Below are 24,263 nucleotides of genomic sequence, written 5' to 3' on the forward strand. Positions count from 1 at the left end.
CAAGTTGTTATTTAACGTTCAGCAGATCCGGCAGGAATGTTGAAATAGCCGGAATGTACGTGATCATGAGCAAGACGATGATGCCTGCGACAATAAATGGCAATGCTGCTTTGGAAATATCGACAATACTCGATTTTGAAATGCTCGCTGCAACGAACAGGTTCAATCCTACTGGAGGAGTAAACAAACCGATGGCAAGGTTGACCGTCATGAAGACGCCAAATACGGTTGGATCGACTTCAAGTGCGATCATGACCGGTAGAAGGATCGGTACAAAAATGTAATAAGCCGAAATCGCATCAATAAATGCACCTGCAATCAGCAGGAGTACGTTGATCAGTAAAAGGATAATAATGGGATTTCCTGACGCTTCCAGGAGTGCTGTCGAGATATCCCTGGCAATCTGCTCAGTGGTGATGATGTAGGCAAACGCCGAAGCCGCACTGACGATGATCATAATCACAGCCGTCTGCAGCGCCGCATCGACAAAAATCCGATACATCCCTCTGAGAAGATTCCCCCTTAATACAAACGCTCCCACGACCAGTCCGTAGACCACGGCAATAACTGCCGCCTCTGTAGGAGTAAAGAAGCCTCCGTAAATTCCTCCCAGGATAATGACAGGAATGAAAAGACCCGGCAGCGCTTTGACAAAAGCATCCCATTTTTCTTTGCCGGTCGCTTTTCGGGCTGCCTCTTCATCAGCATGGAAAACCCCTTTTTTCTCTTCACGCCAACGCACATATAAAGCCGCTATGATGAATGCCGCCCCGATCAGCAACCCCGGGATGACACCGGCCAAAAACATCCGGTTAATCGTGACCGGAATCTGGTCACCCGCTACGACCGCAAAAACGATAAATGCGATGGATGGCGGAATAATGATGCCGATCGCACCTGAACTCGCAAGAAGTGCACCCGCTGTTTCTTTCCGATAGCCGCTTTTCACCATTGCTGGAATCAGAATACCGCCGATTGCCGCCACGGTCGCCGGGCCCGAACCCGAGATTGCCGCAAAGAAGATGGCCACAAGGACTGTGACGAACACGATTCCGCCACGGACATGGCCGACCATAGCTTGCGCAAAGTCGATCAGCCGCTTTGAAATTCCGACATGCTCCATGATCACGCCTGCCAGGATAAAGAAAGGAATGGCCAACAGCGTGAACTTGGCGACACTCGTATACATAATGTCCGTAATCGCTTCGAGTCCGAATACCCCATTATTGGAAACGAGGACAATCAATGAAGAGATGCCAAGGGAGATCGCAATCGGAACCCTCAAGAAAACAAGAAGGAAAAACACACCGAACAATAAGAGTGCAGTCATTGCATTTCCCCCTTCCCGGCTTTCTCAAGGTCGGTCGGATCCGGATCTGCTCCGCCCAACTTCCATTCAATCAGGCCCACCTGAACAGTACGTATAATGCAAAGCAGTGCCCCAAAAGGCAGCGCCATTGTCAGGATCCATTGCGGCATACCAAGAGCCGGCGTTTTTTGGCCCATATCTATCTGGAACAACACCGTCTGGATTCCATACCAGAACAGCACGCCAAACAGGACAAGTCCAGCAATTGTGGAAATGGCAATCATGATTCTCTTAACAGTCGCTCCACCTATGTCATACAAAAGGGTAAAGCCGAGGTGCGCAAATCTGCGCACCCCCATGGCTGTCCCCACAAAGGTAAGCAGAACGAATAAGTTAATGGTCAGTTCCTCCGTGAAAGAGAATGAGAACTCCGCGAAGTTGCGGGCGATGATGTTGGCAAATGCAATGACCGTCATGGCGAGCATGGCAATTGCAATGATGAACTCCTCCACATAATCTAGGACCTTCATTTGGTTCTCCCCTTATCGTTCCTGGAATGCTTTCAGCAGGTCCGCTCCCCAGATATCTTCATACTTGTCGTAGACAGGCTGAACAGTTTCACGGAATGCTGCAATTTCTTCTTCTGTCGGCTCATAAAGTTCCATGCCGGCAGCTTTGAGTTCTTCAATCTGCTCGGCTTCGCGTTCACGTGCAATCTCCACCTGGTATTCAGCCGCTTCCTTGCCGAGACGGTCAAAGAGTTCCTGGTCTTCCTTACTCATGGAATCGTAGAGCTTTTTGTTGATGCCCAGTACAAGCGGATCATAAGAGTAGTTCCACATTGTCATGTAGTCCTGGACTTCATTGAGTTTCGACGAGTAGATGACGTCGACCGGGTTTTCCTGGCCGTCGATCGTGCCCTGCTGAAGTGACGTAAAGACTTCGGAGAAGGTCATCGTGACCGGGTCTGTCCCCAGTTCCCGGAACAGGTCTGTATACATCGTGATGCCAGGGATCCGGAGCTTCATGCCGGAAAGATCTTCTGGCGCCTTAACTTCTTTTACACTATTTGTCAGCTGACGGAATCCGTTCTCCCCATATCCGAGTGCATGGACCCCTTTTTCAGCCAGGATATCTTTCAGCATTTCTCCGCCTTCACCGTCAAACACTTGATCCACTTCATCAAGCGAGCTGAACAGGAACGGTGCCGAGGCTACACCAAAACGATCGTCCAAGATGGAATAAATGATGGTGGAGTTGAATGTCAGGTCAATCGTACCCTTTGAAAGACCTTCTACCGCCTTCCCGGAATCCCCGCCTGAAAGCTGTTCATTTGCGAAAAGCTCAATATTGATTCGGCCGTCTGTTTCTTCCGCCAAGTCGTTCTTCAGTTTCTCGGCAGCTTCATACCAGGTCGAGCTGTCTGCGACTGTTACGGACATTTTCAGGTCATAGTTTTTCGCTTCTCCGCCGGCACTTGCCTCATCTTCCGAGGATGCCCCGCCTCCGCATGCTCCGAGTAAGAGCATGGCAGACAAGCCGATCATGCCGAATACCGATCTCTTCGTTTTTTTCATATCATTTCGCCCCTTTAATTGTTTTTCATGGATTCATAGAGAAAATCCACAATGTGCACCGCTTCTATCTGACCTGACAACCCTTCGCGCTCGATCCCCACTTTCATCTGCAGCAGGCAACCCGGATTTGAAGTCACGATCACGGATGGCCCGACCTGTTTCACCCCTTTCATTTTCTCCGCCAGAATCTTCGCCGACATTTCCGGTTGCAAGAGATTATATATACCAGCGGACCCGCAGCAGCCGGCCGCATTCGGCATCTCGATATAGGTGAATCCGGAAGCGGAACCGATCAGTGTCCTTGGAGCTTCCCAAACGCCATTCACATTTCTGAGATGGCAGGAATCCTGGTAAGTGACGACCGACTGGGCTTCTTTGCTGATAGCCTGCAATTGTCTGTCAAAGCCCGCTTTCATCAAAAGAGTTGAGATGTCGACAATCTTGCCGGAAAAAGTTCTAGCCTCGTCAGTGTCCAGCAACTTCCCGTATTCACTGAGAAACGCCCCACAGCCCCCCGCATTCTGGACGATAAAATCATAGTCCTGATGATTAAAGGCCAAGATATTCTTTTCTGCATTTTTCTTGGCTTTCGGGACTTCACCACTGTGGCCGTGAAGAGCGCCGCAGCACTGCTGATTTGCGGGAATATCCACTTCGTAACCTGCCATTTCAAGCAGCTCGATGGTCCGGCTGTTGGTTTCCTGAAACATGGTGTCCATCAGACATCCGGTAAAGAAAGCGACCTTGTACGTCTGAGTTGGCTTGGCCGGCCTTACCTTCCGCCTGATCTGCGGCAAGACTCTCTCCATTTCGCTCATCTGCTTTGGTAAAAGCCTCATCATGCCGGATGCACGGGCGACTTTTTGGATCCCCGTGGCCTGATAGATCCGGATCAGCCCCACTGTGCGCTTCATCTTTTTCTGGTCCGCAAACAATCCGTCAAATACAATCTTCCGGACGGCCTTTTCTTTTAGTCCGGGCTGTTTGGCATCGAGCACCGCATGGCGTGCTTCCTCAAGCAAAGTGCCGTACTGGACACCTGCCGGGCAGGCAGGCTCACAGGCCCGGCAGCCCAGGCAGACATCGAGCGAATCTTCAATGCTGCCGTCCCACAGGACCTGTCCGTCCCTGAGGGCTTTCATGAGAGAGATCCGGCCTCTTGGCGAGTGGGCCTCATCCTGTCCGGTCATGAGGTAGGTCGGGCATGCCGGCAGACAAAAACCGCACCTCATGCAATCTGTCAGCAACTCCTCGCTGACATGCTCAACAAAGCTTTCTTTCATCTTTTCCTGAAGGGCGCTAACCATGGGCCACCACCACCCGCGGTTTGTTTGCCTTAGCAAACATTTTGCCGGGATTACAGATATTCAGAGGGTCGATCGCCTGTTTGATTGTTTTCATCAAGTCAATCCCCTCATCGCCAATCTTCCATTGAAGATAAGGCGACTTCATCTCCCCGACGCCATGCTCTCCGGTAATCGTGCCGCCCAAGTCAATGGCGGCTTCAAATATCTCAGCGAAAGCACGTTCCACGCGGACCATTTCTTCGCCGTTCCGAATGTCAGTCAGGCAGGTCGGGTGCAGATTTCCGTCTCCCGCATGTCCGAACGTGTGGATTTCAACCTGATTCCGCTCGGCGATCTCCCTGATTTTCCGGACCATATTCGCAATTTCTGATCTGGGGACGGTGGCATCCTCCAAGATGGTCGTGGGCCGCTTTCTTGCCAGTGCGGAAAGCGCAGCCCGACGCCCGGCCTTTAGCTGTCCCGCTTCTTCTTCCGTTTCAGCCACAGCCGTGATCACTGCACCGTTTCTGACCGAAATGTCGATCATGGCTGCAAGGTCCCGTTCCACCTGCCCGGCTTCCCCGTCCTGTTCAATCAGCAGCATCGCCTCCGCATCTTTCGGAAGCCCAAGATTCATAAACCGCTCTACGGCGTCCATCGTTCCGCGGTCCATAAACTCCAAAGTGGCAGGGATGATACGCTCCGAAATAATTTCGGAGACAGTGGCAGCCGATTCCTCAAGAGATTGGAAATAAGCGATACCGGTCCTTTGATGTTCAGGTTTCGGGATGAGTTTCAGGAGGATTTCTGTAACCACTCCAAGCGTTCCTTCAGCGCCGACCAAAAGTGCCTTCAGGTCGTAACCTGCCACGTCTTTTGCCAGTTTTCCTCCGGTCTTGATGACTTGCCCGTTTGGCAATACAGCAGTCAGGCCAAGGACATAATCTTTGGTGACACCATATTTCAGGCCCCTGAGCCCGCCGGAATTCTCGCTGACATTGCCGCCGATTGTCGAAATCTTCATGCTGCTAGGATCAGGAGGATAGAACAGTCCCCGCTCTTCCACAAAATTGCATAAATCCAAGGTAAGTACGCCTGGCTGTACCCTGATACACAAATTATCTTCGTCCAGTTCCAAGATTTGGTTCATCCGATTAAATAGCAGAACGACCCCGCCGCTTGTTGGCGCTGTCCCTGCAGCCAGGTTTGTGCCGGAACCTCTGGGAACCAACGGAACTTGATGATCTCGGCAAATCTCCATGATTTGTCGGATGTCCTCGGTTGAACCCGGCGAAACGACGGCATCGGGCATCGCCTGAAACCCGGCGGTCGCGTCGTAGCTATAGGTCAGGAGATGGGCAGATGACGTCCTGACATGTTCACTGCCGACAACTTTTTTGATTGATTCGATCCATTCCATACTTCCTTGAGCCTCCTTTCTGTAAAGGCTTTCAACAATGGTATAAAATATTCTGAACCTTTAATACGTCCAAAAAGCTAACATTTCTGAAAAGAAAGAATGAATATTTGTCCTATAACACAAAAATGACCATCCCCTGAGCCGGGAAGGTCATTTAGTATTGACGATACAAACTGTATGCGATATATAACTCTGTCAGTTGCTCTTTATTCTGAAGATGTATGCCCAGCTGATTTTCTATCTTCGTCAGCCGGTACTTTAGCGTATTTTTATGGATAAACAGGAGATCTGCCAGCTCCTGAAGACTGCCCTCATTGAATAAATAGGTCTCCAACGTTTCCAGCAATTCTTCATCCTCTGTGATTGGAGCAAGTGTCCGCTGAATGAACTTCCTGCCAACGTCTTCCGGCAGCTCCTGGAAAAGAAGTTCCAGCTTCAGGTCCTCTTCGAAGATGATCCGCTTTTGACAGGCTGATACTGAAAGGGCTATTTTGGCTTGCTTGTACGATTGTTTCAGACTTCCTGCCTGTCCCACACCGATCGGCTGGAACTCCTTCATTGATTTAGTCGCACGTGCTTCTATTTTCTCCAGCCCGTTCCTCAAGGATTGACGATCCACATCCGGAATCAGAAAGATTAGCTCACCAATTCCGGATCGCACCACTTCAAGGTGTTGGTGGATTGTCTGAAAGCTTTTCATCCGTTCAACCAGGCCGTCATCCAAGTATTTGGTGGCCTGAAACACAGCAACACTCGTATAATTCTGAATGGGAAAGCTGAGAAGTTCTGCTTGCCTGATTGCTTTTTCCTGATCAATCTCACCGGTGAGATAATCAGAGATAAAGTATTCCAGCTCCCGCACGCTCCGTTCCCGCTGCTGTCTGGACATAAAGTCCGCCACGAACAGCTCCACAACTTTCCTTACAAGCTTTCCGTACTTTTCTACTGTACAAGGGGGGCCTGTGATTCCGATGACTCCTATTGACTGATCCTGAATGATAATGGGCAAGACGATCCCCGGCAAGACCCCCTTTAATTTGCGGCTCAGTTCCTCAGTCATCTGAAGCTGTTTCTTTTCCCGGATTGCCATCGCTGCCCCTTCATGATAATTATTGAGACGGTCGGGATTGGTACTGGCGATGATAAATCCATTCCGGTCAGTTACAACGATGCTTTGTTCAACCAGCGAGGACATTTCATCAACGATTTGGCTTCCGATCACCTGCAGATCGAACATGCTCCTCCCCCTCATCTCTTTTGTATATTTCAAATCATACGTGTATTAACAAATTGATACAATAGTACGACAAATAAAATCCGGCAGGGGATTAAAGCCCAATTTTCCCATGTTTGTATGGAATGAGTGATAGGTATTGGTCCATAACAATAAAGCGGGAAAGGCTGAGTGATTCAGCTTTCCCCGCTTTTTCAGCAAGCTTATTCCAAATAAATTGTACGATTAGCATTCGTATGCATGGCGTGATCATCGGTTCCCAGCAGCCCGGCGCCGTATGGGCAATGATAAGGCCGCCGTCTTTGGCTGGACACAGCATACGAGTTGCCCGGGTCCAGAACCCCCTATCATATGAAACCTTCATCTTCCCATCCGTCTTTCCAGTTGCACCCGCAACTCCTCGATCATAGGAAGTCTTGGATGGATGACCGGAACGATGCCAAGCTTGTCCAGGAGTGGCTTCAGGAACGCGGCTGTACGGTCTTTGACATGCAGTTCGCCCGGGATGGTGCCGGTCCGTATCATGCAGTTGGCAAGAGCGGCCTGTGCAACGTCTTCGGGGAGAGGGTTGGGAATCATCTCATAAAAGACCGAGACTCCAACTTCGCGGTCGACTCCGAGTGCGACCAGCGGGAAGTAAGTTACTTCGGTTTCCTCATCGTGAACGGCTGTTGGAGCGGAAAAAAGATCAAATTCCAAAGAAAGATTACCCGCCGGCAACTTCAGCAGCCGCTTAATGTCCAACTCCCTTAGCTGCAGCCCGACATCCGGTATTGGAGGCGCTTCGGGAACAGGAACGTAGAACGGTGTCATCTTTCCGTCTGGATCACCGGAAAAGGCAAGAATCTTTTCTTCCATCCCAAACTCCGGAATATGGTTCCCTTTCTTCGCGATTTCAGCTACCGCAAGGACGCCATCCAACAGATCAGTGAGGAACTGCGCTTCCCATTCATCCGGCAATGAAGGAAGAAAACCGGGATCATAGCTGCGGAATGCCGGCCAGCGTTTTTTACCGCGGAAGGAGTAACCGAGATCTTTCAGGAAACTGTATTCTTCTTTTGTTAAGTCCTGACGATCTTCGAATGAGACGGACAGCGCATCCAATTCAGACAGATAGTCAGAACCGGAAGCGTCTGCAAATACCGATTTCAGGCTCCTGTAGCCGTCCCACCCCCTGTATACCATCACACCAAATTGTTCCCCAAGGCTGCCCATTACTGAAACGAAATGCGGCTCTTCCTCTTCAGGAAAATCGAACATGACAATCTGGTTGCTGTGCAGGTGTTCCCACGGCTTTTCCTTGCTGACCAGCTTGGCCGCCTCCACCATTCCCTTTATAGCTTCTTCCTCCACTTCCGGAAGAAAGACCAGCCGGTTCAACTCCTTCTCTGTTCGGTTTTCTTCCCGGTTCTCAGTCTCCGGTGTCTTCGGCCCTTTTTTCGAGCTTTTTAATGCTTGATTAATATCCCGCACGAGCGTTCCAGGTTGTCGCGCTCCGCTGTCGGAGTAAGCACCCGGGAATGTATCTTCTTCAGCCGGTTCACCTGAGGCAGCCGTACAGCGAGGGACTTTTGATTCCGAATGGGCTTCAAGAATATCTGTAAGCGTGACCCGGTGCTCCCAGCCCGCTCCAAAATCGTACAGATAGATCAGCTCGTCGCCCTTTTCCGTCAGCCAGTCACCCAGCGGTTCAACGCCCTCGTCAAATAGCAAACTAGCCGACTCATCCATGAAGCCGATGGGACCAATTAGTTCCCGTGTCTCTGTTCCTCCACTTCGAACGATTACAAATTGGTGGAGGTGGGCGTTCTCCCATTCGTAAGCCTTCTGCAATACCCGGTGCAGTTCTTCGAACGTCATCCCGCTGTCTACTTCGAGCGTTCGCGTCACCGACGTCTCCGTGTATTTGAGCTTTGTCTCCAGTTCATAAATCATCCTGCCACTCCTCTCCCCTTTTTTCTTCATTGTAACGGAAAGAAGCGCTGCAGCCGAAGTGGAAATCACTTTTTGTTTGAAGCATTCCATTCTGGAACTTTGCGAACCTCCGCTTCCATCTCCCAGTCCTGGACTGCCGCAATCATGTAAGCACTTGCCGGCACCGGAACTTCCCATCCTTTTCTCGCTTTGCTGCTCATGGATCGGACATGGGACAAAAGCCAGTCGATCAGCTTGGCTTCATCCTGCTCGGGGAGTCTTGGTTCCGCTCCTCCCTCATGGATTCTGAGCTTCGGCCACCGTTTTCCCCGGAAGTAGGTTCCGAGTCTCTGATAAAAACGGAGATCCTCTTCCGACATGTCTTCCCGCTCTTCAAACGTAATCATCATCCTGAACGTTTCCCCGAACGCCTCGTCCTGTTTTCCGAGCAGATACCGGAAGCCTTCCCATCCCCGTGCGACTGTTACGCCGATCTCTTCTTCACCATCCCCTATCACAGAAACGAAAAACGGTTCTTTTTCACCCGAACGCTCACAAAGAAAAATCTGATCGCACGACAGTACAGTCCACGGCTTGTCACTTGCGACCTTTCTCGCTTCCTTTACCAATTCTTTGAATGGAATGTCAGGATCCGGTTCAAAAGCCTGAGTCCGATTTCTCCAGTAAAGCTCATCATCGTCATCAAAATCTGCATGGTCACAATAGTCATCGAAATCTCCAGATCCACTGAATCTGCCGATCATCCGGGCAGGTCTGGCTTCAAATTGCTGATGATCGTTTGGCGGGTAACCGCTAAAGGAAAAGCCAAGTTGGTGACTGACTGACTTTAGGCTAAGCAAAACAGTCCATTCTTCAAGATGGGTGCTTTCCCGCCCAAAGGCGGTCTGCAGAATTCCCTGCAAGGCATGGACAGGCAATTCGCCTTCCAACTTGATCACTCGTTTGACCGGCGGTGACGTATTGAGCAGAGTCAGTTCCAGTTCATGAGACATTCAGTGATCTCCCTTCGGATTTGCTCTCATTGTAGCCGCCTGTTCCAAAGCGAGCAATGAAGCTAAAGGACGAAACCAAACTGATGAAATTAATGTCGAAAATTGAAATTCGGCCCTCTTTTGTGGTTGAAATTCATGGGACCTTTGTCTATTCCAAATTAAAAACCGGAACAGGACAGTACTTACATCCTGATCCGGCCGTTATTTCATTAATAATCCTCTATCCTGTCAGACTACTACCTGTTTCCCCCGGCCTCTCAACGACCAGACGACGACCGGAATCAGGAGCAGCGACAGAATCCCGCCGCCGAGCGCCATGGCGCCGAAACCTGTATAGGCGGCAATGACGCCCGACAGCATCCCGCCCGTGGCGCCGGACAGGGCAATCAGAACATCAACCGAGCCTTGGGTTTTGGCTCTGACAGAAGGAGCCGTCGCATCGACGATCATCGCAGTGCCGCTGATCAGGCCGAAGTTCCAGCCCAGTCCGAGAAGCCCCAAAGCAGCATACAGACCGAAAAGTGAGTCGGGCGGAGCGTATGCGCCTACAGCTCCGGCCGCAAGCAGCGTGACACCTGCTGCCGCGGCCATGATGTTCCGGCCGACCCGGTCCACCAGGATGCCGGTCAGGAGGGACGGAAGGTACATTAGCGCGATATGAACGCCGATCACGGAGCCCACAGCGGACAAGGCGTGCCCATGCTGCTCCATATGCACAGGCGTCATCGTCATCACTCCTGTCATGATCAGCTGGGTGACCACCATGACCGTCGCACCTGCAATGACCCCTCTCCGGTAAGTTCCACCGACGGACACGTTCTCACCTTTTTCCGCGGCCGCCGCCTGACGTCTCGTTTCAAGAGCATTCGCCACGAGCAAAGGGTCAGGCTTCAGGAGAGTCAGGAGAATCAGACCGGCAGCCAGGTAGGCTACCGCCGCAAGGATGAACGGACCGGCCAGAGGCGGAACGCCGACAGATGATGCAAATTCCCCCATCACCCCGACCAGGTTCGGCCCTGCCACTGCGCCGACCGTCGTCGAGACAAGAGCAATGCTGACGGCTGTCGCCCGTTGCTTCGGGCCGGCAAGGTCGGTCCCCGCATAACGGACCTGCAAGTTGGTGGCTGATCCCGCCCCGTAAATAAATAGCGCGGCAAACAACAGCCATATGCTGTCCAACATCGTTGCCGTAATGACGCCCACCGCACCCAGGGCTCCGGCAAGAAATCCGCCGGCAAGGCCGAACCTGCGTCCTGAACGCTGGGAAAGCCGACCGACAATCAGCGCGGACAGTGCTGCCCCGAGGGTAAACAGCGCAGTCGGCAAGCCGGCCATGCTATCGGTCCCCAACATCTCCCGGGCGATCAGCGCGCCGACCGTAATACCGGCAGCAAGACCCGCCCCGCCGAATATTTGGGAGAGGACGACGATGGAAAGCGTCCGCCTATAAAGCTTTCTGACTTTTTCCGGAGACTCGGTGTATTCCCGATATGGATGGAATTCCTTTTCCTGTTCCGGCTTTCTTTTCCCCTTCCCCATTTCAGCCCCTCTTTCCGCTTTACATTTTCCTCACTTTAACTGTATGGAGGCTTTCTGTCCATGACATTTGAAAAAGGACCGGCAGCTGCCGATCCTCCCAGGTCAGGCGGTCGTCTCCTGATGCTTTTTGACCGCCTCATCAATTCTCTTGAGCGCTTCCTCGAGCGTCGCTCTCGTACACGCCAAGTTCACTCGGACGAACCCTTCCCCGCCCGGGCCGAAGACATGGCCCTGGTTCAGGCCGACCCTGGCCTCTTTGGCCATGAACGTCTCCAGTTCCTTGTTGTCGAGGCCGAGTGCACGGGCGTCCACCCACGCGAGGTAGGTTGCCTTAAGCGGATACACCCTAAGCTGCGGGATGTTCGTTTCCGCAAAGTCTTTCAAGTAGGCGTAGTTACCCCGTACATAGTCGAGCAGGCTTTCGAGCCATTCTTCTCCATGACGGTATGCGGCAATCGTGGCAGCCGCGCCGATCGGCGAGGAACCGCCGACCGCAAACTTTTCAAGTTGCGCGTTGAAAGCCTTCCGGCGCGTCTCATCCGGAATGATGATATTTGATGTGTGCAGGCCTGCAAGGTTGAATGTCTTGCTTGGGGCCGTGCATGTCACGCTGATTCCTGAAAGCTCGTCCGAAATGCTCGCAAACGGTGTGTGCGGCTGGTCGCCGAGAATCAGATCACCGTGGATTTCATCCGAGACGACCGTGAGGCCATGGCGCACGCAGATGTCACCGAGCTGTTTTAATTCTTCGGGCGTCCAGACACGGCCTGACGGGTTCTGCGGGTTGCACAGGAACAACAGCTTCGCGCCGCTTTCCGCAACTTTCGTCTCCAGGTCATCAAAGTCCATTTCATAGTGCCCGCCCCGGTCGACCAGCGGGTTGTCGACCACTTTACGGCCATGATTGTTGATGGCTTTCATGAACGGATAATAAACCGGCGGCTGGACTATTACCGAATCACCCGGCTCAGTGTAGGCAAGCACAGCCATGTTCAATGCATTCACGATGCCCGGTGTCTGGGTAATCCATTCACCGTCAATCTTCCATCCATGGCGTTTGTTCATCCAGTCACTGACCGCTTCCTTATATTCTTCGGAACGGAGTGTATAACCGAAAACTCCGTGGTCCGCAGCCTGCTTGATCGCCTCGACGACCTCTTCGGGCACGCGGAAGTCCATATCCGCCACCCAGAGCGGGAGGACATCTTCAGAACCGAAAAGATCCTTAACTGCATCCCATTTAGCGCTCGCTGTTCCGCGGCGCTCGATTGTTTCATCAAAGTTATAAGCCATCCTTGCTGCCCCCTTACCTAAATAAAGGAACCGGTCACGGGTTTGTCGGGTACCGGTTCCGCCTACTGTCTACTTTACCTCTTTTGGGCCTCTTATAGCCACCTCAACCTGTTTGAATTTACAGAACCGGATCATCTTCACTTCTGAATATAGATGAAACGGTCAGCCCCTTTGTCGGGACTGACCGTTTTTCATTTCCCAAATACTTTCTCAGCCTTCTCCCGCCCATTCGCGATGCAAAGGCCGATGCCGACGCCGTGGAACGAAGCACCGGCGACTTGGACATTCGGGTAGGACGCTGAAAGGAACTGTTCCAACTCCTCCACTGCCGTCCGGTGTCCGAGGCCGTACTTCGGCATGAGGCCTAGCCATGGCGTGACTTCAACCACGGTAGGTTCCGCGTCCAGACCCAGGCTTTCTTTCAGATCATGGCGTGCGAGGGCGATCAGCTGCTCCCTGTCCATTGAAGAGATCTCTTCAAATTTCGGATTGGAGTTTTTGTAGAACAGCCGGACGAGCAGACGGCCATCTGGAGATGTATGTGTCCATTTCCTGCTTGTCCACGTGCATGCATCGCAGACAACCTCACCGGTTCCGGCATTGATAAAGCCGGTGCCATCCGCGGGAAGCTCCGAATCCGGCAGGTCGTAGCCGAGATACATTGTCAGGATCGAGGCACTGGTGAAGGTGTCGAACACTTTCTTCGGTGCGGCCTGGCCGAGAAGTCCGCGCACCTGGGAATCCGGCAGAGCCAGAATGACCCCGTCTGCCTGGAGTTCTCCGTGGCCTTCAACCGATATGAGATAGCTGTCCCCGCATTTTTCAAGGCTCTTTGCCTTTGCGCCTTTCAGAATCCGGACGCCGGACATTTCCTCTTCCATCCGGTCGATCAGTACGGATAACCCACCATCGAACGACAGGAATTTCTTGTTGGCCTGGGACTGGAACTTTTCCCGGTTAGCACCGAGTCCGCGGATGATGCTGCCGTATTCGTTTTTATAATCCAACAGATAAGGCAATGTCGATCCGAGCGTCAGTGTATCAAGTGAGCCTGAATAGACGCCGGAAAGCACAGGTGCCACCTGTCTCTCCACCAGCTCATCACCGAGAAATGTCCTGAGGAACGCCCCGATCGGGCTGTCTTTTGTGAAGTCATGCTCGGTTTCTTCAAAATCCTTTAGCGCCGCCTTCTTCCCCTCTTCGGAAACAAGTGTCGAGGCCATGAGCGACTCTTTGTCCATTGGGATGCCGAACACCGTATTTGCCGGGATGGCATGCAATTCACCGTCCCGGTAAAGATAAGAAATGCCGGTCGCATTGTGAACGACATGGTCCCGTATGCCGAGCTCATTGACCAGCGTTCCCACCGCCTCGTGACGAGCCACGATCGAATCCGCTCCCGCTTCCATGATGAACCCGTCCTCATGAAGCGTCCACAATTTTCCGCCTAGACGTCCTTCCGCTTCGACCAGCGTGATTTGGACATCTTCACCTGATTCATCTGCCAGCTGATTCAGCCGATGCGCAGCGGATAGTCCGGTGATGCCCCCGCCGACCACGATCATACGTTTCATCATTCACCCGCTCCTTTTTAAAGCCCTCTAACGCAAGTGTACACCGTTTTGATGAGCCGATGCGACTTGTGCGCGGACAGTTTTGTGACAGAGAGCGGCCGCTAAAGGGTAAACTGTAGTTGAACCAAAATCTTTGATCCGGATCGGGAAAGGAAGGGACTTCATGCGGAACTCGTATACATTAACGATTGGGAACGTCACCCGCGAGCTGCCGCTCGTCTGGGTATCCGAAGAACTTCGGATCGCCAGCTTCGTCATCCTCGGCGACACCGAAGTTGTGGTCGAAGCGGCATCACTCATTTCGGACAAGCTGCCTGATGCGGACTTTCTCGTGACAGCCGAGGCAAAAGGCATTCCGTTCGCCCACGAAGTGGCGAAGCTGAAAGGCATGCCCCGTTACATCGTGGCCAGAAAAAGCGTAAAAGCGTACATGGATGAGCCGCTGGTGGCGAACGTGACTTCGATTACGACTCAGAAAAAGCAGACACTTGTCCTGGATGGCCCGGATGCCGCCCTGATTAGCGGGAAGCGGATCATCCTGATCGATGACGTCATCAGCACCGGCGATTCCCTCCGGGCGCTTGAGGCACTTATCACAGAGGCCGGCGCAAAAGTCGTTGGACGTGCCGCCATGCTTGCCGAAGGTGACGCCGCGGAGCGGGACGACATTCTTTATCTTGAAAAGCTGCCGCTATTTCCGGCCGAATGAATACGTGAAACAGGCGGTTCCGAGTATGCGGAACCGCCTATTTTTGTTGAAACGTTGATTATCTTTGGTGAGACGTTGACGATCTTCATTGAGACGTTGATTAACCCTGAATTTAACCCTGTTCCGCCTCGCTGCTCAGGAAACGCCACAGATAAAACGTCGCATACGCACGCCATCCTTGCCACGGTTCGGCGAAAGCCTCCACTTCGGGGAGAGTCGGCTTCCGGTCAAGGCCAGCGACCAGCTTCAGAGCGTTGTGCAATCCGACGTCGGCCGCCGGGTAGGCATCAGGTGACCGCAGGCATCGCATCAGGACATAGTTCGCGGTCCACGGGCCGATGCCCCGGATGGCGGTAAGCCGGTGCTCGATCAACCGGTCATCTCCAAGCGCCAGAAGGCCATCTTTCGTGAGTTCCCCGTCCGTGATCAGACGCGCGACTCCGATGATATATTCGCTTTTCCGGGCCGTGATCTTCAATTCGCGCAATGCATCCGGTTTAAGCGCGGCCACTTTCTCCGCGGAGGGAAACAAATAATGGGTCACACCGTCCGATTCGATGGCTTGGCCGAATGTCTCGACGAACCGCCGCTTCAGCACATAAGCGAACGCCACAGTGATCTGCTGGCCGAGGATCGCCCAGACGAACGTTTCAAACAGATCAGGAATACCGACGACACGGAGTCCACGGTGACGGCTGACCGCATCCCGGAGAAGCGGGGCCCGCTCCGCCATTTCATAAAACGGACCAAGATCCCTTTCGAGGTCCAGCCAATCGCGGATGAACCCGGAAACTGCCGCCTGCTCCTCCGCGCCCGGTTTCCCGTTCATGTTCAACCGGACAGAGATTCCGTCCTGATGATCTTCCATTTCAAAAACAACCGGCTCATCGCCGGCTTCAATCGCCCGCGATAGCTTGCCTTCTTTAATATGGAACATGCACTCGTCAGCCGAACGCGACAGATACTCCAGGTTCTCTGTAAAGCTGAAATCCTCCGGTACAGGGATGATCATTTGATGGGTCATCGGGTCCGTCTCCTTTCACTTACGCCTCAAACGCCACTTCCCCCCGGCAAAGGGTCAGCCGGATATTCAGGTTGTCATCGGCGAGAATCAGGTCCGCATCTTTCCCTTCCCGGATGCCGCCCTTCCGGTCATCGACTCCCAGCTGGCGGGCTGGGTTCCGGGATGCCATCGCCACGATGTCTTCCATTGTGACGCCTTCAATCCCAAGCATGCGCCGTGCGCCTTCATTCATTTTCAGGATGCTGCCGGCAAGCGTCCCGTCTGCAAGTTCCGCCCGGTCTTCGGTCACCCTGACCGGCTGTCCGCCGAGCTCGTAATCCCCAGCCGGAAGTCCTTTTGCCCGCATGGAGTCGGTGATGAGGATCAGCCGCTCCGGTCCGATGTTCTGCCAGATCAGGCGGAGCATCTGTTCCTCGACGTGGATGCCATCCGCAATCAGTTCCGCCTTGAGGGAATCCAAAATAAATGCCGCTCCGACTACACCGACATCCCGGTGATGGATTCCCGGCATGGCGTTGCACAGATGGGTCACCTGGCTGACGCCATGCTTAGCAGCATCCTGCATTCCTACAAATCCGGTATCGGTGTGTCCTGCCGATACGACCACTCCCGACTCGGACAGTTCCCGGATGAACGCGCCATCCCGGTCATGTTCCGGCGCCATCGTGATGACACTGATCCTTCCTCCGGCCATTTCCTGCCACTTCCGGAACAGCTCCGCATCGGGTTCGATAATATAGGATTCAGGCTGTGCGCCGGCACGCTTTTTCTCCACAAAGGGCCCTTCCAGATGGACGCCGAGCACTTCAGCCTGACCTGGGCGGTTCGGATATTGTGCAACGTTTTCGAGCGCACTGCCGATGTTTTCATGTGACTGGGTGATGGTCGTCGCGAGAAATGCCGTCGTCCCTTCCGCCGGCAGGAATCGGGCCATCCGATCAAGCGCCTCTTCGGTCGCATCCATCACGTCTGCCCCGTCCGCTCCGTGGATATGGACATCGATGAATCCCGGGAGCAGGTTCAGGGAAGTGCCGTCGATCTCCAGCGTGTCATCCGGCAATTCCGCCGGACGGGAGCCGGACACATCGGCAATCTCACCATCCCGGACCAGCACATAGCCCGCTTCCAGGACACCTTCCTCGGCATAGATTTTGGCCCCACTGATCAAGATTGTTCCCATTTCGCTCATCCTTCCCAATGTCAGTACAGTTTCCCAGAGATGCTGTCGGATACTTCCCGCTTTACCCGTTCCGCTTCATCGTAATTATTCATCGTCAGTCCGGTACAGATCAGGTCGATGAGGAACAGCTGTGCAACCTTCGATACGAGAGAACCGCTGTCCAGCGGACTCTCTTTAGCGGAAGTCAGCAAGATATGGTCGGCAAACTTGGTAAGCGGAGATTTCACGTAGTTTGTCAGCGCGATGATCGTCGCCTTCTTCTCCTTGGCGACACGGACCGCGTCAACGATGTCTTTCGTACCGCCGGTCAGACTGATTGCGATCACCACTGACTTTTCATTAAGAGACGCGGCGCGCATCATCTGGAAGTGGGAATCTGTCACGACGCTTGTATGCTTCCCGATCCTCATCAGGCGGTGCTGCATGTCCAGCCCCGCGATTCCGGATGAGCCAATGCCGAAGATGACCACGTCATCGGACCGGTCGATCGCCTCGATGCTGGCAGCCAACTCGTCTTGAACGACGACGTCATGCGTGTCCCGAATGGCCTGGACCATGTTTTCCCGGATCCGTTCTAGATACGTTTCTCCCTGATCTGTGCCGGCTTCGGCAATTTCCCTGGCGAACAGGAACTTAAAGTCCTGGAACCCTTTGTACCCCAGCTTCCTCAGAAAACGAAGTGCCGTCGCCTCGGCAACACCGCTCGCATCCGAGAACTCAGTCAGGGAATGATAGATCACCTGTTCAGGGTGCTCAAGAATATAGGCATAGATTTTCTGCTCGGACTTGGTGAATTGGTGTTTGTGCTGCTCCATGACCACAGACGGCCTCACATTGCTGAGCGGACTGTTCATCCCCTTACCCCCCTATCCATTTTTCCGGCTTTCTATGAAATGATGGGCCGCTCCGAGCAAGTTTGCCCGGTTACCCTGCTCCGCCAGGCGGACTTCAAGTGATTTGCGGTGGTTCGGCATGACCTTCTTCCGGAGGGATTCTTCAATCGCGCCTCTTAGGATCTCACCCTGTTCAGAAACGCCGCCGCCGATAATGATGCATTCGGGATTGAAGGAATGGACAAGAGACTGGAGACCTGTCGCAATATCATCCACCCAGCGCCCGAAAATCTCATTCGCCACCTCTTCCCCTTCTTTAACCAGATCGAAGAACGCTTCCAGATCCGGCTCGCCCTCATACGCATCCCGGATCAGCGCGATCAGAGCGGAAGCGGAAGCGTACTGTTCATAACACCCGCTGTTTCCGCAATTGCATGGCTTTCCGTCCCGGTAAAGAGAGATATGCCCGATCTCGCCTGCAGAAAATGCAGAGCCCGTGAAAAGTTGGCCGTCCAAGAACAACGCCCCTCCGATCCCTGTCCCGATCGTCATGCAGACAAAGTTCCGGACACCCCGGCCTGCCCCCTTCCAATGCTCGCCGAGCGCCGTGCAGTTCACGTCATTTTCGACAGTGACCGGCAGCCCCGTTTTCCGGCTGACCCGTTCCGCGACTGGCGTGCCTGTATAGCCCGGGATATTGTCCGTAGCGAACACGACCGAACCGTTCCGATTGTCGATCTGCCCCGCCGAGCTGATCGCGATTCCTTCTATATCGAAGCGTCTCCGGAGACCGTCGGAGATTCCGCAAACTTTCTCAACAACCGCATCTCCCCCACGCCACGCTTCCGTTGGCACGGAATCATGGTGGATCAGTTCTCCGGAACTGCCAAGAACCCCGTATTTGATTGATGTCCCGCCGATATCAATGACGCCAAGCATCATGATCTTCCCTCATTTCTACTTCTATTGTTATTCTCATTTCTCACATTGTCCATTGAAAAAGAGAAAAACCCGTGACAGGTTTTTCTCTTTCTCTGCCTTTCGGCTGTCATTCATTCAGGAATTCAAGATGCGGCTGGCCTTCAGGATCGGACGAGACAAAAAGCCTGCGGCCAAATGCCTCATCTTCATCCGGATAATCTTCACGGTAGTGGGCGCCCCTGCTTTCCTTGCGTTCCATCATCGCCAGCAGCAGGACTTGAGAAAGCTTCAGGAAATTCCGCGCTTTAAACGCCAGTTGCCTTTTTTCCTGCCGGCTAAAGAGCAGCGGAAGGTCCACCACCTTCTCCAATCCGCGGATTTCGTCCAGTGCACCGGACAATCCTTCTTCTGAACGGACGACATTGGCATGGTACCAGAGGATCTCCCTGATTTTCTCGGTCGCTTCCCTTGCCCGTTCCGCCGCAGCCTCCACATCCGCATCAGCAGCCGAAGCCGGATCGCCGAACATTTCGGTCAGTCGATCAGTGGCTTGCTTCTCATCTGCGATTCCGGGATCCACCCCGCCGATATAATCAGAACAGTGTTCCGCAGCCCGCTTCCCGAACACCATGCAGGCGCCCGTAGAGTTGCCGCCGAGCCGGTTCGCTCCCTCAATGTTGCAGGAAAGTTCACCGATGACGTACAGGCCATCTACCCCCGTCCGTCCGTGGGGATCTATAAATACTCCGCCGTTGCTTGCATGGGCAAACGGGGCAATACGGATTTCATCTTCCGCCAGGTTGACGTTCCGCTCTTTAAGCCAGTCCAGATAAACGGTATAGAACTCTTCCTTGTTCTCATAGATGGCCGGGTCGAACTGCAGCCGGAAGCCATCCTCGTTTCCGGTCTCGGTGATCCGTTTCATCATGGCGATGTCAAAATACCTGGATTCCAGAGAATGTGTGAACGGTCCGTGGGTACTACGAATCTCCAGGCATTCCTTGAGGCTGAGCCCTTCCGGAAGCATCGGCCGGAGAAGGCTTTTTCCGTCTCCGTCCACAACGTCCTTGCAATACATGAGGGTGTGTTCGCCGAACAGTGTCTTATATTTTGGGGACGTGATGCCCGGGATGAACTGGATAAACTCCATGTTCACAAGGCGTGCTCCCGCTTCCAGTGCGAGGACATGCCCGGAACCGTCCACGTCGTTCGGGTTCAGATTGTGCTTATAGATCGAACCGAAGCCGCCTGTAGCAAGGATTGCCGCCTTGCACCTGACAAGCACGAGCTCATTATTTTCATCGAGCAGCACTGCTCCCGTCACCCGGCCGCCTTCCTTAATCAGCGTCAGGATGACCGTCTTTTCCATAACGGAAAGCGTGTCATACCGTCCAAAGATCTCGCCGACTTTCCGGCGGATGCGGTCCCAATCGCTCAGCAGGTAGATGTTTCGGGCATTCGGCGCAAAGCAGGCCTTGCGTTCTCCCTCCAGCTTTTTCGCGTCGACCCCGATTTCCCGGTATTCCTTGACCCGATCCGGAATTTCGCGGACGTATACTTCCGCGAGGTCATGCCTGTGCATGCCCCGGCTCATTTCTTCGATGTCTTCCAGAAATGTCTGCTCGTCATCCCGGTCCTTGGTCACCTGGGTGCCGAGGGAGGCTTTCAGCGGATAGAAACTGGATCCGGACGCGATTTTCATCTTCGTCACCATCAGAACCCGGTTCCCGAGATCTGCAAGCTCCTTGGCCGCCTTGATGCCGGCCAGGCCGCTTCCGGCAATGAACACATCCGTTTCAACTGTTTTCTTGATCTTCATCCTATTCACCTTCCCTTCAGCATTCGGTATGAATCAGTTGGCTGTTTTATCGTAGAAAGTCATCTCTCCATCCTCAGCTTTGCTCTTGCCTTTAAACAGCAGGCTGAATCCGTAGCCGAAGATCAGCGAGGCGATCAGATTGATGATCGAATACGCCCAGAGAGTGATGTCCGTAAAGTACGAGATGTAGACGGCCAGTACCGTTGTTGCGATAAAACCAAGGAGTGCGCCTTTGGCATTGGCCCTTTTTGTCATGACGCCGAGCGTGAACGTACCGCCGATGATTCCGAGCGCAAGACCCATCAGGCCGTTAAACCATTCGTAGGCCGAGCTGACATCGGAGTAGGCAAGAACGATGGCGAATGCAATCGAGAAGACCCCGACAAGCGCCGAGACGACACGCGCAATCTTTGTGCTTGCTTCATCGCTCATGCCCGGCTTGAAGACGTTCTGGATATCGAGCGTCCAGCTGGTCGCTACACTGTTCAGGCCGGTCGACAGCGTCGACTGTCCGGCTGCGAACAGGCCGGCAATCAGAAGTCCGGAAATCCCGACCGGCAATTCACTGACGATATAGTTGGCAAAGATCAAGTCGCCCTTGCCTTCCGGCATAGCGCCGCCCTGCTGGGTGTAGAACGTGTAGAGCGCTGTCCCGATAAAGAAGAACAGAGTGGCCGTGCCGAGGGAAAGGACCCCGTTCATATAAGTCATCTTGTTCATTTCTTTCGGGTTGTCCGTCGTCAGGTAGCGCTGGACCATGTCCTGGCTCGAGATGTACGAGAACGCAGTCGAGAGGCCTGCACCGAAGATCAGAAGCAGGATGCTGTTGTTGACGAAGTTCGGGTCAAACAGCGGCATGTCCGTGAAGAACTTGCCGTTCTCAGTGCCGGTTTTGAACACCTCTCCCATCCCGCCGTCAATCGAGAACAGCAGGAAGATGAGGGCGAAAATACCGCCGCCGATAAGGACGACCCCCTGGATAAAGTCTGTCCAGAGTACAGACTTGATCCCTCCGAACGCGGAGTAGATCGTCGCAATGACGCCCATGAACAGGATGATCAGCACGGTATTGATGCCGGTGACCGCACTTAATGCGATGGCCGGCAGGTACATGATAATCGACATCCGGCCGATCTGGTAGACGATGAAGAGCACGCTGCCGATCATCCGCATCTTCACATCAAACCGACGCTCCAGATACTCATACGCCGTATCGAGGTTCAGCTTCCGGTAGACCGGAAGGAAGAAATAGATCGCGATGGGCACGGCGATGAACAGGCCCAGTTGCGCGAACCACAGTTCCCAGGATCCGAGATAGGAGTTTCCTGCAAGAGACAGGAAGGAAATCGGGCTGAGCAACGTGGCGAACAAACTGACGGATGTGACCCACCACGGGATCGATCCGTCCCCCTTGAAGAACTCTTTCCCCCGCATTTCTTTTTTCGCGACGGCAATACCCACGTAAAGGATGAACAGCAGGTAAGCGAACAAAATCACATAGTCAATGACTGCAAATTTTGCGTCCATAACCTTTCCCCCTTAGCCGATCAGCAGTATTTCGCTGCCATCGCTTTCGCGTTTTCGACTTTGTCTTCTGTCAGGCGCTTCATCGGCTTTCTGCAGTAGCCTGCGTCTACGCCTTGGGCTTTCAGGATTTCTTTGATTGTCTGGTAGAGCCCGTTCGCAAGAATTTCAGCGATCAGGTCGTTCGTCACTTTCTGGACTTCGCGGGCTTCATCGATCCGGCTTTCCTTGGCAAGCGCGTAAATCTGCTTGGCACGCTGTCCGTTGACGTTGAATGTGCTGCCGATTGCGCCGTCCACATTGAGAACCGCGGCAGAAAGCAACATTTCGTCAAAACCGGAATAGATCAGCTTATCCGGGAATGCGTGGCGGATCCGCTCCAGAAGGAAGAAGTCCGGTGCCGTGAACTTTACGCCGATGACTTTTTCGTTCTCAAACAGTTCCGCGAATTGCTCGAGATTCATGCTGACACCTGTCAGAGCAGGAATCGAATAGATGATCATCTTATTGTCGACATTCTCAAGAATCGTGTTGTAGTAGTCCTTGACCTCTTCGAAGTCGAAGCGGTAGTAAAATGGTGTGACCGCGGACAAGGCATCGTAGCCGAGATCTGTTGCGAATTGGGCAAGCTCGACCGCTTCGTCGATGTCGAGGGCGCCGACCTGCGCGATCAGTTTCACTTCGTCCTTGACTTCATCCTTGACGATCTCAAAAACTTTCTTTTTCTGATCCGCGGACATCAGGAAGTTCTCCCCCGAGCTGCCGTTCACATAGAGGCCGTCCACTTTTTGCACATCGATATTGTGGCGCACGATTTCGCGCAGCCCTTTTTCATTTACCTTGCCGTTTTCGTCAAACGAGCAGATCAGTGCCGTATAAATTCCGTTCATATTCTCACCTTCCGTTTTGTGTATTGGTCTTAGCTTTAGGAACGGCCGTCCATGGCGTCCGCAAACTTTTTCGTGATCAGTTGCGGGCGGGTGATTGCCCCGCCCACTACCACCGCATGCGCCCCGATTTGGAGCGCCTTCCGTGCTTTTTCCGGTGTATCGATATTGCCTTCCGCGATGACGGGAACCGACACGCGGGAGACGACTTCCTCCAATGCCTCAAGCGGCACATGACCTTCCGTGTATGGGGTGTAGCCGACGAGTGTCGTCGCGACGATATCGACACCTGCCCGTTCCGCCTCGACCGCTTCATCGGCGCTTGAACAATCTGCCATGAACAGCTGATCCGGGAAGCGGGCTTTAACTTCCGAGAAAAACTCCCCGAACGTCTTTCCGTCCGGACGCGTCCTTCCGGTTGCGTCAAAAGCGATGACGCCCACACCTTCTTCATGCAGTTCTGCGACTTCACTGATGGTCGGCGTGATAAACACCGGATGATCGCCGTAATTTTTCTTGATGATGCCGATCAGCGGCAGATCCACTTCCTTCTTGATCGCCCGGATATCCTTGACCGTATTGGTCCGGATGCCCGCAGCGCCGCCGACTTTGGCCGCCAATGCCATCTTGCCCATGATATAGGGATCATGGAGCGGCTCGTCCTCGAGCGCCTGGCAAGAGACGATCAGCCGCCCCTTCAGCCTATCCAAAATTTCCATCATGACTCTCCACCTTCATCCTGGCCACATTGAGGCCGCCTGATTGCGAATTAGGCGACCAATAGTAAACGATTTCACGAGAAAAATATATCACTTTTGATAATTGATTGTCAAAGTAATTTGTATAAATGACAACAACCAATCAAATCGACATGTCAGGTATCTCAATAGTTCCCACTCCGGTTAACCGAACAATTTCCTCCTACCACTACTTTAGACCCTTTCGCAAAGGTTCTATTTACCCAGAATTTCAATTCACCCTCAAGATGTATGATTCCAAACGAATAGTTTAATAGAATCAAAAGTCCGAACTTTGGCAAAAGCCATTGTCATGCCATTTTGCCCCCGGCATGATAAGCAGGAAGGGAGGAAAACGGACTAAAGTAGGAAGCAAAGTAAAGACTCTGTAAAATTCGTTAAATTCTCTTCTAATCTATTGAAACAGCTCTGATTCTCCCCCACGATTCATAATGGACTTCACACAAAAA

At 53.1% G+C, this 24,263-nt stretch carries 20 protein-coding genes; 1 reads left to right on the top strand and 19 read right to left on the bottom strand.

From position 1 onward, the window contains the following. Positions 1 to 7: 7 nt before the first annotated feature. The 11 genes from BMX91_RS02800 to hemG all read right to left on the bottom strand — a co-directional run bounded on the left by BMX91_RS02800 (position 8) and on the right by hemG (position 14,159). A complete protein-coding gene (locus tag BMX91_RS02800) occupies positions 8 to 1,330 on the bottom strand; it encodes a TRAP transporter large permease (protein WP_092049689.1) in 1,323 nt (440 codons plus the stop codon). Further along, entirely contained in the window at positions 1,327 to 1,839 is a 513-nt protein-coding gene (locus BMX91_RS02805) for a TRAP transporter small permease (RefSeq protein ID WP_092049691.1), read from the bottom strand. Before BMX91_RS02805 ends, BMX91_RS02800 begins: the two co-directional genes overlap by 4 nt. A 12-nt stretch (positions 1,840 to 1,851) precedes the next feature. Then, on the bottom strand, positions 1,852 to 2,886 hold the full coding sequence (locus BMX91_RS02810; RefSeq protein ID WP_092049693.1) for a DctP family TRAP transporter solute-binding subunit: 1,035 nt from the start codon (positions 2,884 to 2,886) through the stop codon (positions 1,852 to 1,854). Positions 2,887 to 2,900: 14 nt separating this feature from the next. Beyond that, positions 2,901 to 4,193: a (Fe-S)-binding protein gene (locus BMX91_RS02815; RefSeq protein ID WP_092049696.1), complete on the bottom strand. Its 1,293-nt coding sequence runs from the start codon at positions 4,191 to 4,193 to the stop codon at positions 2,901 to 2,903. Then, the gene (locus BMX91_RS02820; protein WP_092049699.1) at positions 4,186 to 5,592 is read right to left on the bottom strand and encodes an FAD-linked oxidase C-terminal domain-containing protein; all 1,407 of its coding nucleotides are present in this window, start codon (positions 5,590 to 5,592) and stop codon (positions 4,186 to 4,188) included. The genes BMX91_RS02815 and BMX91_RS02820 overlap by 8 nt, the downstream gene beginning before the upstream one ends. Positions 5,593 to 5,746: 154 nt before the next feature. Next, positions 5,747 to 6,829 (bottom strand): CdaR family transcriptional regulator, encoded by a 1,083-nt coding sequence (locus tag BMX91_RS02825; protein ID WP_177168236.1) that lies wholly within the window; start codon positions 6,827 to 6,829, stop codon positions 5,747 to 5,749. 357 nt (positions 6,830 to 7,186) lie between these two features. Further along, positions 7,187 to 8,761: a plasmid pRiA4b ORF-3 family protein gene (locus BMX91_RS02835; protein WP_177168237.1), complete on the bottom strand. Its 1,575-nt coding sequence runs from the start codon at positions 8,759 to 8,761 to the stop codon at positions 7,187 to 7,189. A 65-nt stretch (positions 8,762 to 8,826) separates the two neighbouring features. Further along, positions 8,827 to 9,753: a DUF7309 domain-containing protein gene (locus tag BMX91_RS02840; RefSeq protein WP_092049710.1), complete on the bottom strand. Its 927-nt coding sequence runs from the start codon at positions 9,751 to 9,753 to the stop codon at positions 8,827 to 8,829. Between the two features lie 228 nt (positions 9,754 to 9,981). After that, the gene (locus BMX91_RS02845; RefSeq protein ID WP_092049713.1) at positions 9,982 to 11,292 is read right to left on the bottom strand and encodes an MFS transporter; all 1,311 of its coding nucleotides are present in this window, start codon (positions 11,290 to 11,292) and stop codon (positions 9,982 to 9,984) included. A 102-nt stretch (positions 11,293 to 11,394) separates the two neighbouring features. Beyond that, entirely contained in the window at positions 11,395 to 12,585 is a 1,191-nt protein-coding gene (locus BMX91_RS02850; RefSeq protein WP_092049716.1) for a MalY/PatB family protein, read from the bottom strand. 191 nt (positions 12,586 to 12,776) lie between these two features. Further along, positions 12,777 to 14,159, bottom strand: a complete 1,383-nt coding sequence (hemG, locus tag BMX91_RS02855) for a protoporphyrinogen oxidase (protein WP_092050748.1) — start codon at positions 14,157 to 14,159, stop codon at positions 12,777 to 12,779. 163 nt (positions 14,160 to 14,322) lie between these two features. Here hemG and BMX91_RS02860 point away from each other — a divergent pair, with 163 nt between their 5' ends. Further along, positions 14,323 to 14,868 carry a phosphoribosyltransferase family protein gene (locus BMX91_RS02860; RefSeq protein WP_092049718.1) on the top strand — a complete coding sequence of 182 codons (546 nt, stop codon included), beginning with the start codon at positions 14,323 to 14,325 and terminating at the stop codon, positions 14,866 to 14,868. A gap of 112 nt (positions 14,869 to 14,980) precedes the next feature. Here BMX91_RS02860 and BMX91_RS02865 read toward each other — a convergent pair whose 3' ends face one another. From BMX91_RS02865 to BMX91_RS02900, 8 genes are all read right to left on the bottom strand, one after another. Next, complete coding sequence (locus BMX91_RS02865; protein ID WP_092049720.1) at positions 14,981 to 15,892, bottom strand: DNA-3-methyladenine glycosylase family protein; 912 nt, start codon at positions 15,890 to 15,892, stop codon at positions 14,981 to 14,983. A 19-nt stretch (positions 15,893 to 15,911) separates the two neighbouring features. Continuing rightward, positions 15,912 to 17,072, bottom strand: coding sequence for an N-acetylglucosamine-6-phosphate deacetylase (gene nagA, locus BMX91_RS02870; RefSeq protein WP_092049723.1), 1,161 nt, complete (start codon positions 17,070 to 17,072; stop codon positions 15,912 to 15,914). Between the two features lie 20 nt (positions 17,073 to 17,092). Then, positions 17,093 to 17,926, bottom strand: coding sequence for a MurR/RpiR family transcriptional regulator (locus tag BMX91_RS02875; RefSeq protein ID WP_092049725.1), 834 nt, complete (start codon positions 17,924 to 17,926; stop codon positions 17,093 to 17,095). Positions 17,927 to 17,938: 12 nt separating this feature from the next. Further along, positions 17,939 to 18,847 (bottom strand): ROK family protein, encoded by a 909-nt coding sequence (locus BMX91_RS02880; protein WP_092049728.1) that lies wholly within the window; start codon positions 18,845 to 18,847, stop codon positions 17,939 to 17,941. 106 nt (positions 18,848 to 18,953) lie between these two features. Further along, complete coding sequence (locus BMX91_RS02885; protein ID WP_092049730.1) at positions 18,954 to 20,645, bottom strand: FAD-binding protein; 1,692 nt, start codon at positions 20,643 to 20,645, stop codon at positions 18,954 to 18,956. A 33-nt stretch (positions 20,646 to 20,678) separates the two neighbouring features. Next, on the bottom strand, positions 20,679 to 22,172 hold the full coding sequence (locus BMX91_RS02890) for a sodium:solute symporter (RefSeq protein ID WP_092049733.1): 1,494 nt from the start codon (positions 22,170 to 22,172) through the stop codon (positions 20,679 to 20,681). A 20-nt stretch (positions 22,173 to 22,192) separates the two neighbouring features. After that, a complete protein-coding gene (locus BMX91_RS02895; protein ID WP_092049736.1) occupies positions 22,193 to 23,059 on the bottom strand; it encodes an N-acetylneuraminate lyase in 867 nt (288 codons plus the stop codon). Between the two features lie 35 nt (positions 23,060 to 23,094). Continuing rightward, a complete protein-coding gene (locus BMX91_RS02900; RefSeq protein ID WP_218143871.1) occupies positions 23,095 to 23,775 on the bottom strand; it encodes an N-acetylmannosamine-6-phosphate 2-epimerase in 681 nt (226 codons plus the stop codon). Between the last annotated feature and the right edge of the window lie 488 nt (positions 23,776 to 24,263).

The organism is Bhargavaea ginsengi, from assembly GCF_900109165.1.
GTDB lineage: Bacteria > Bacillota > Bacilli > Bacillales_A > Planococcaceae > Bhargavaea > Bhargavaea ginsengi.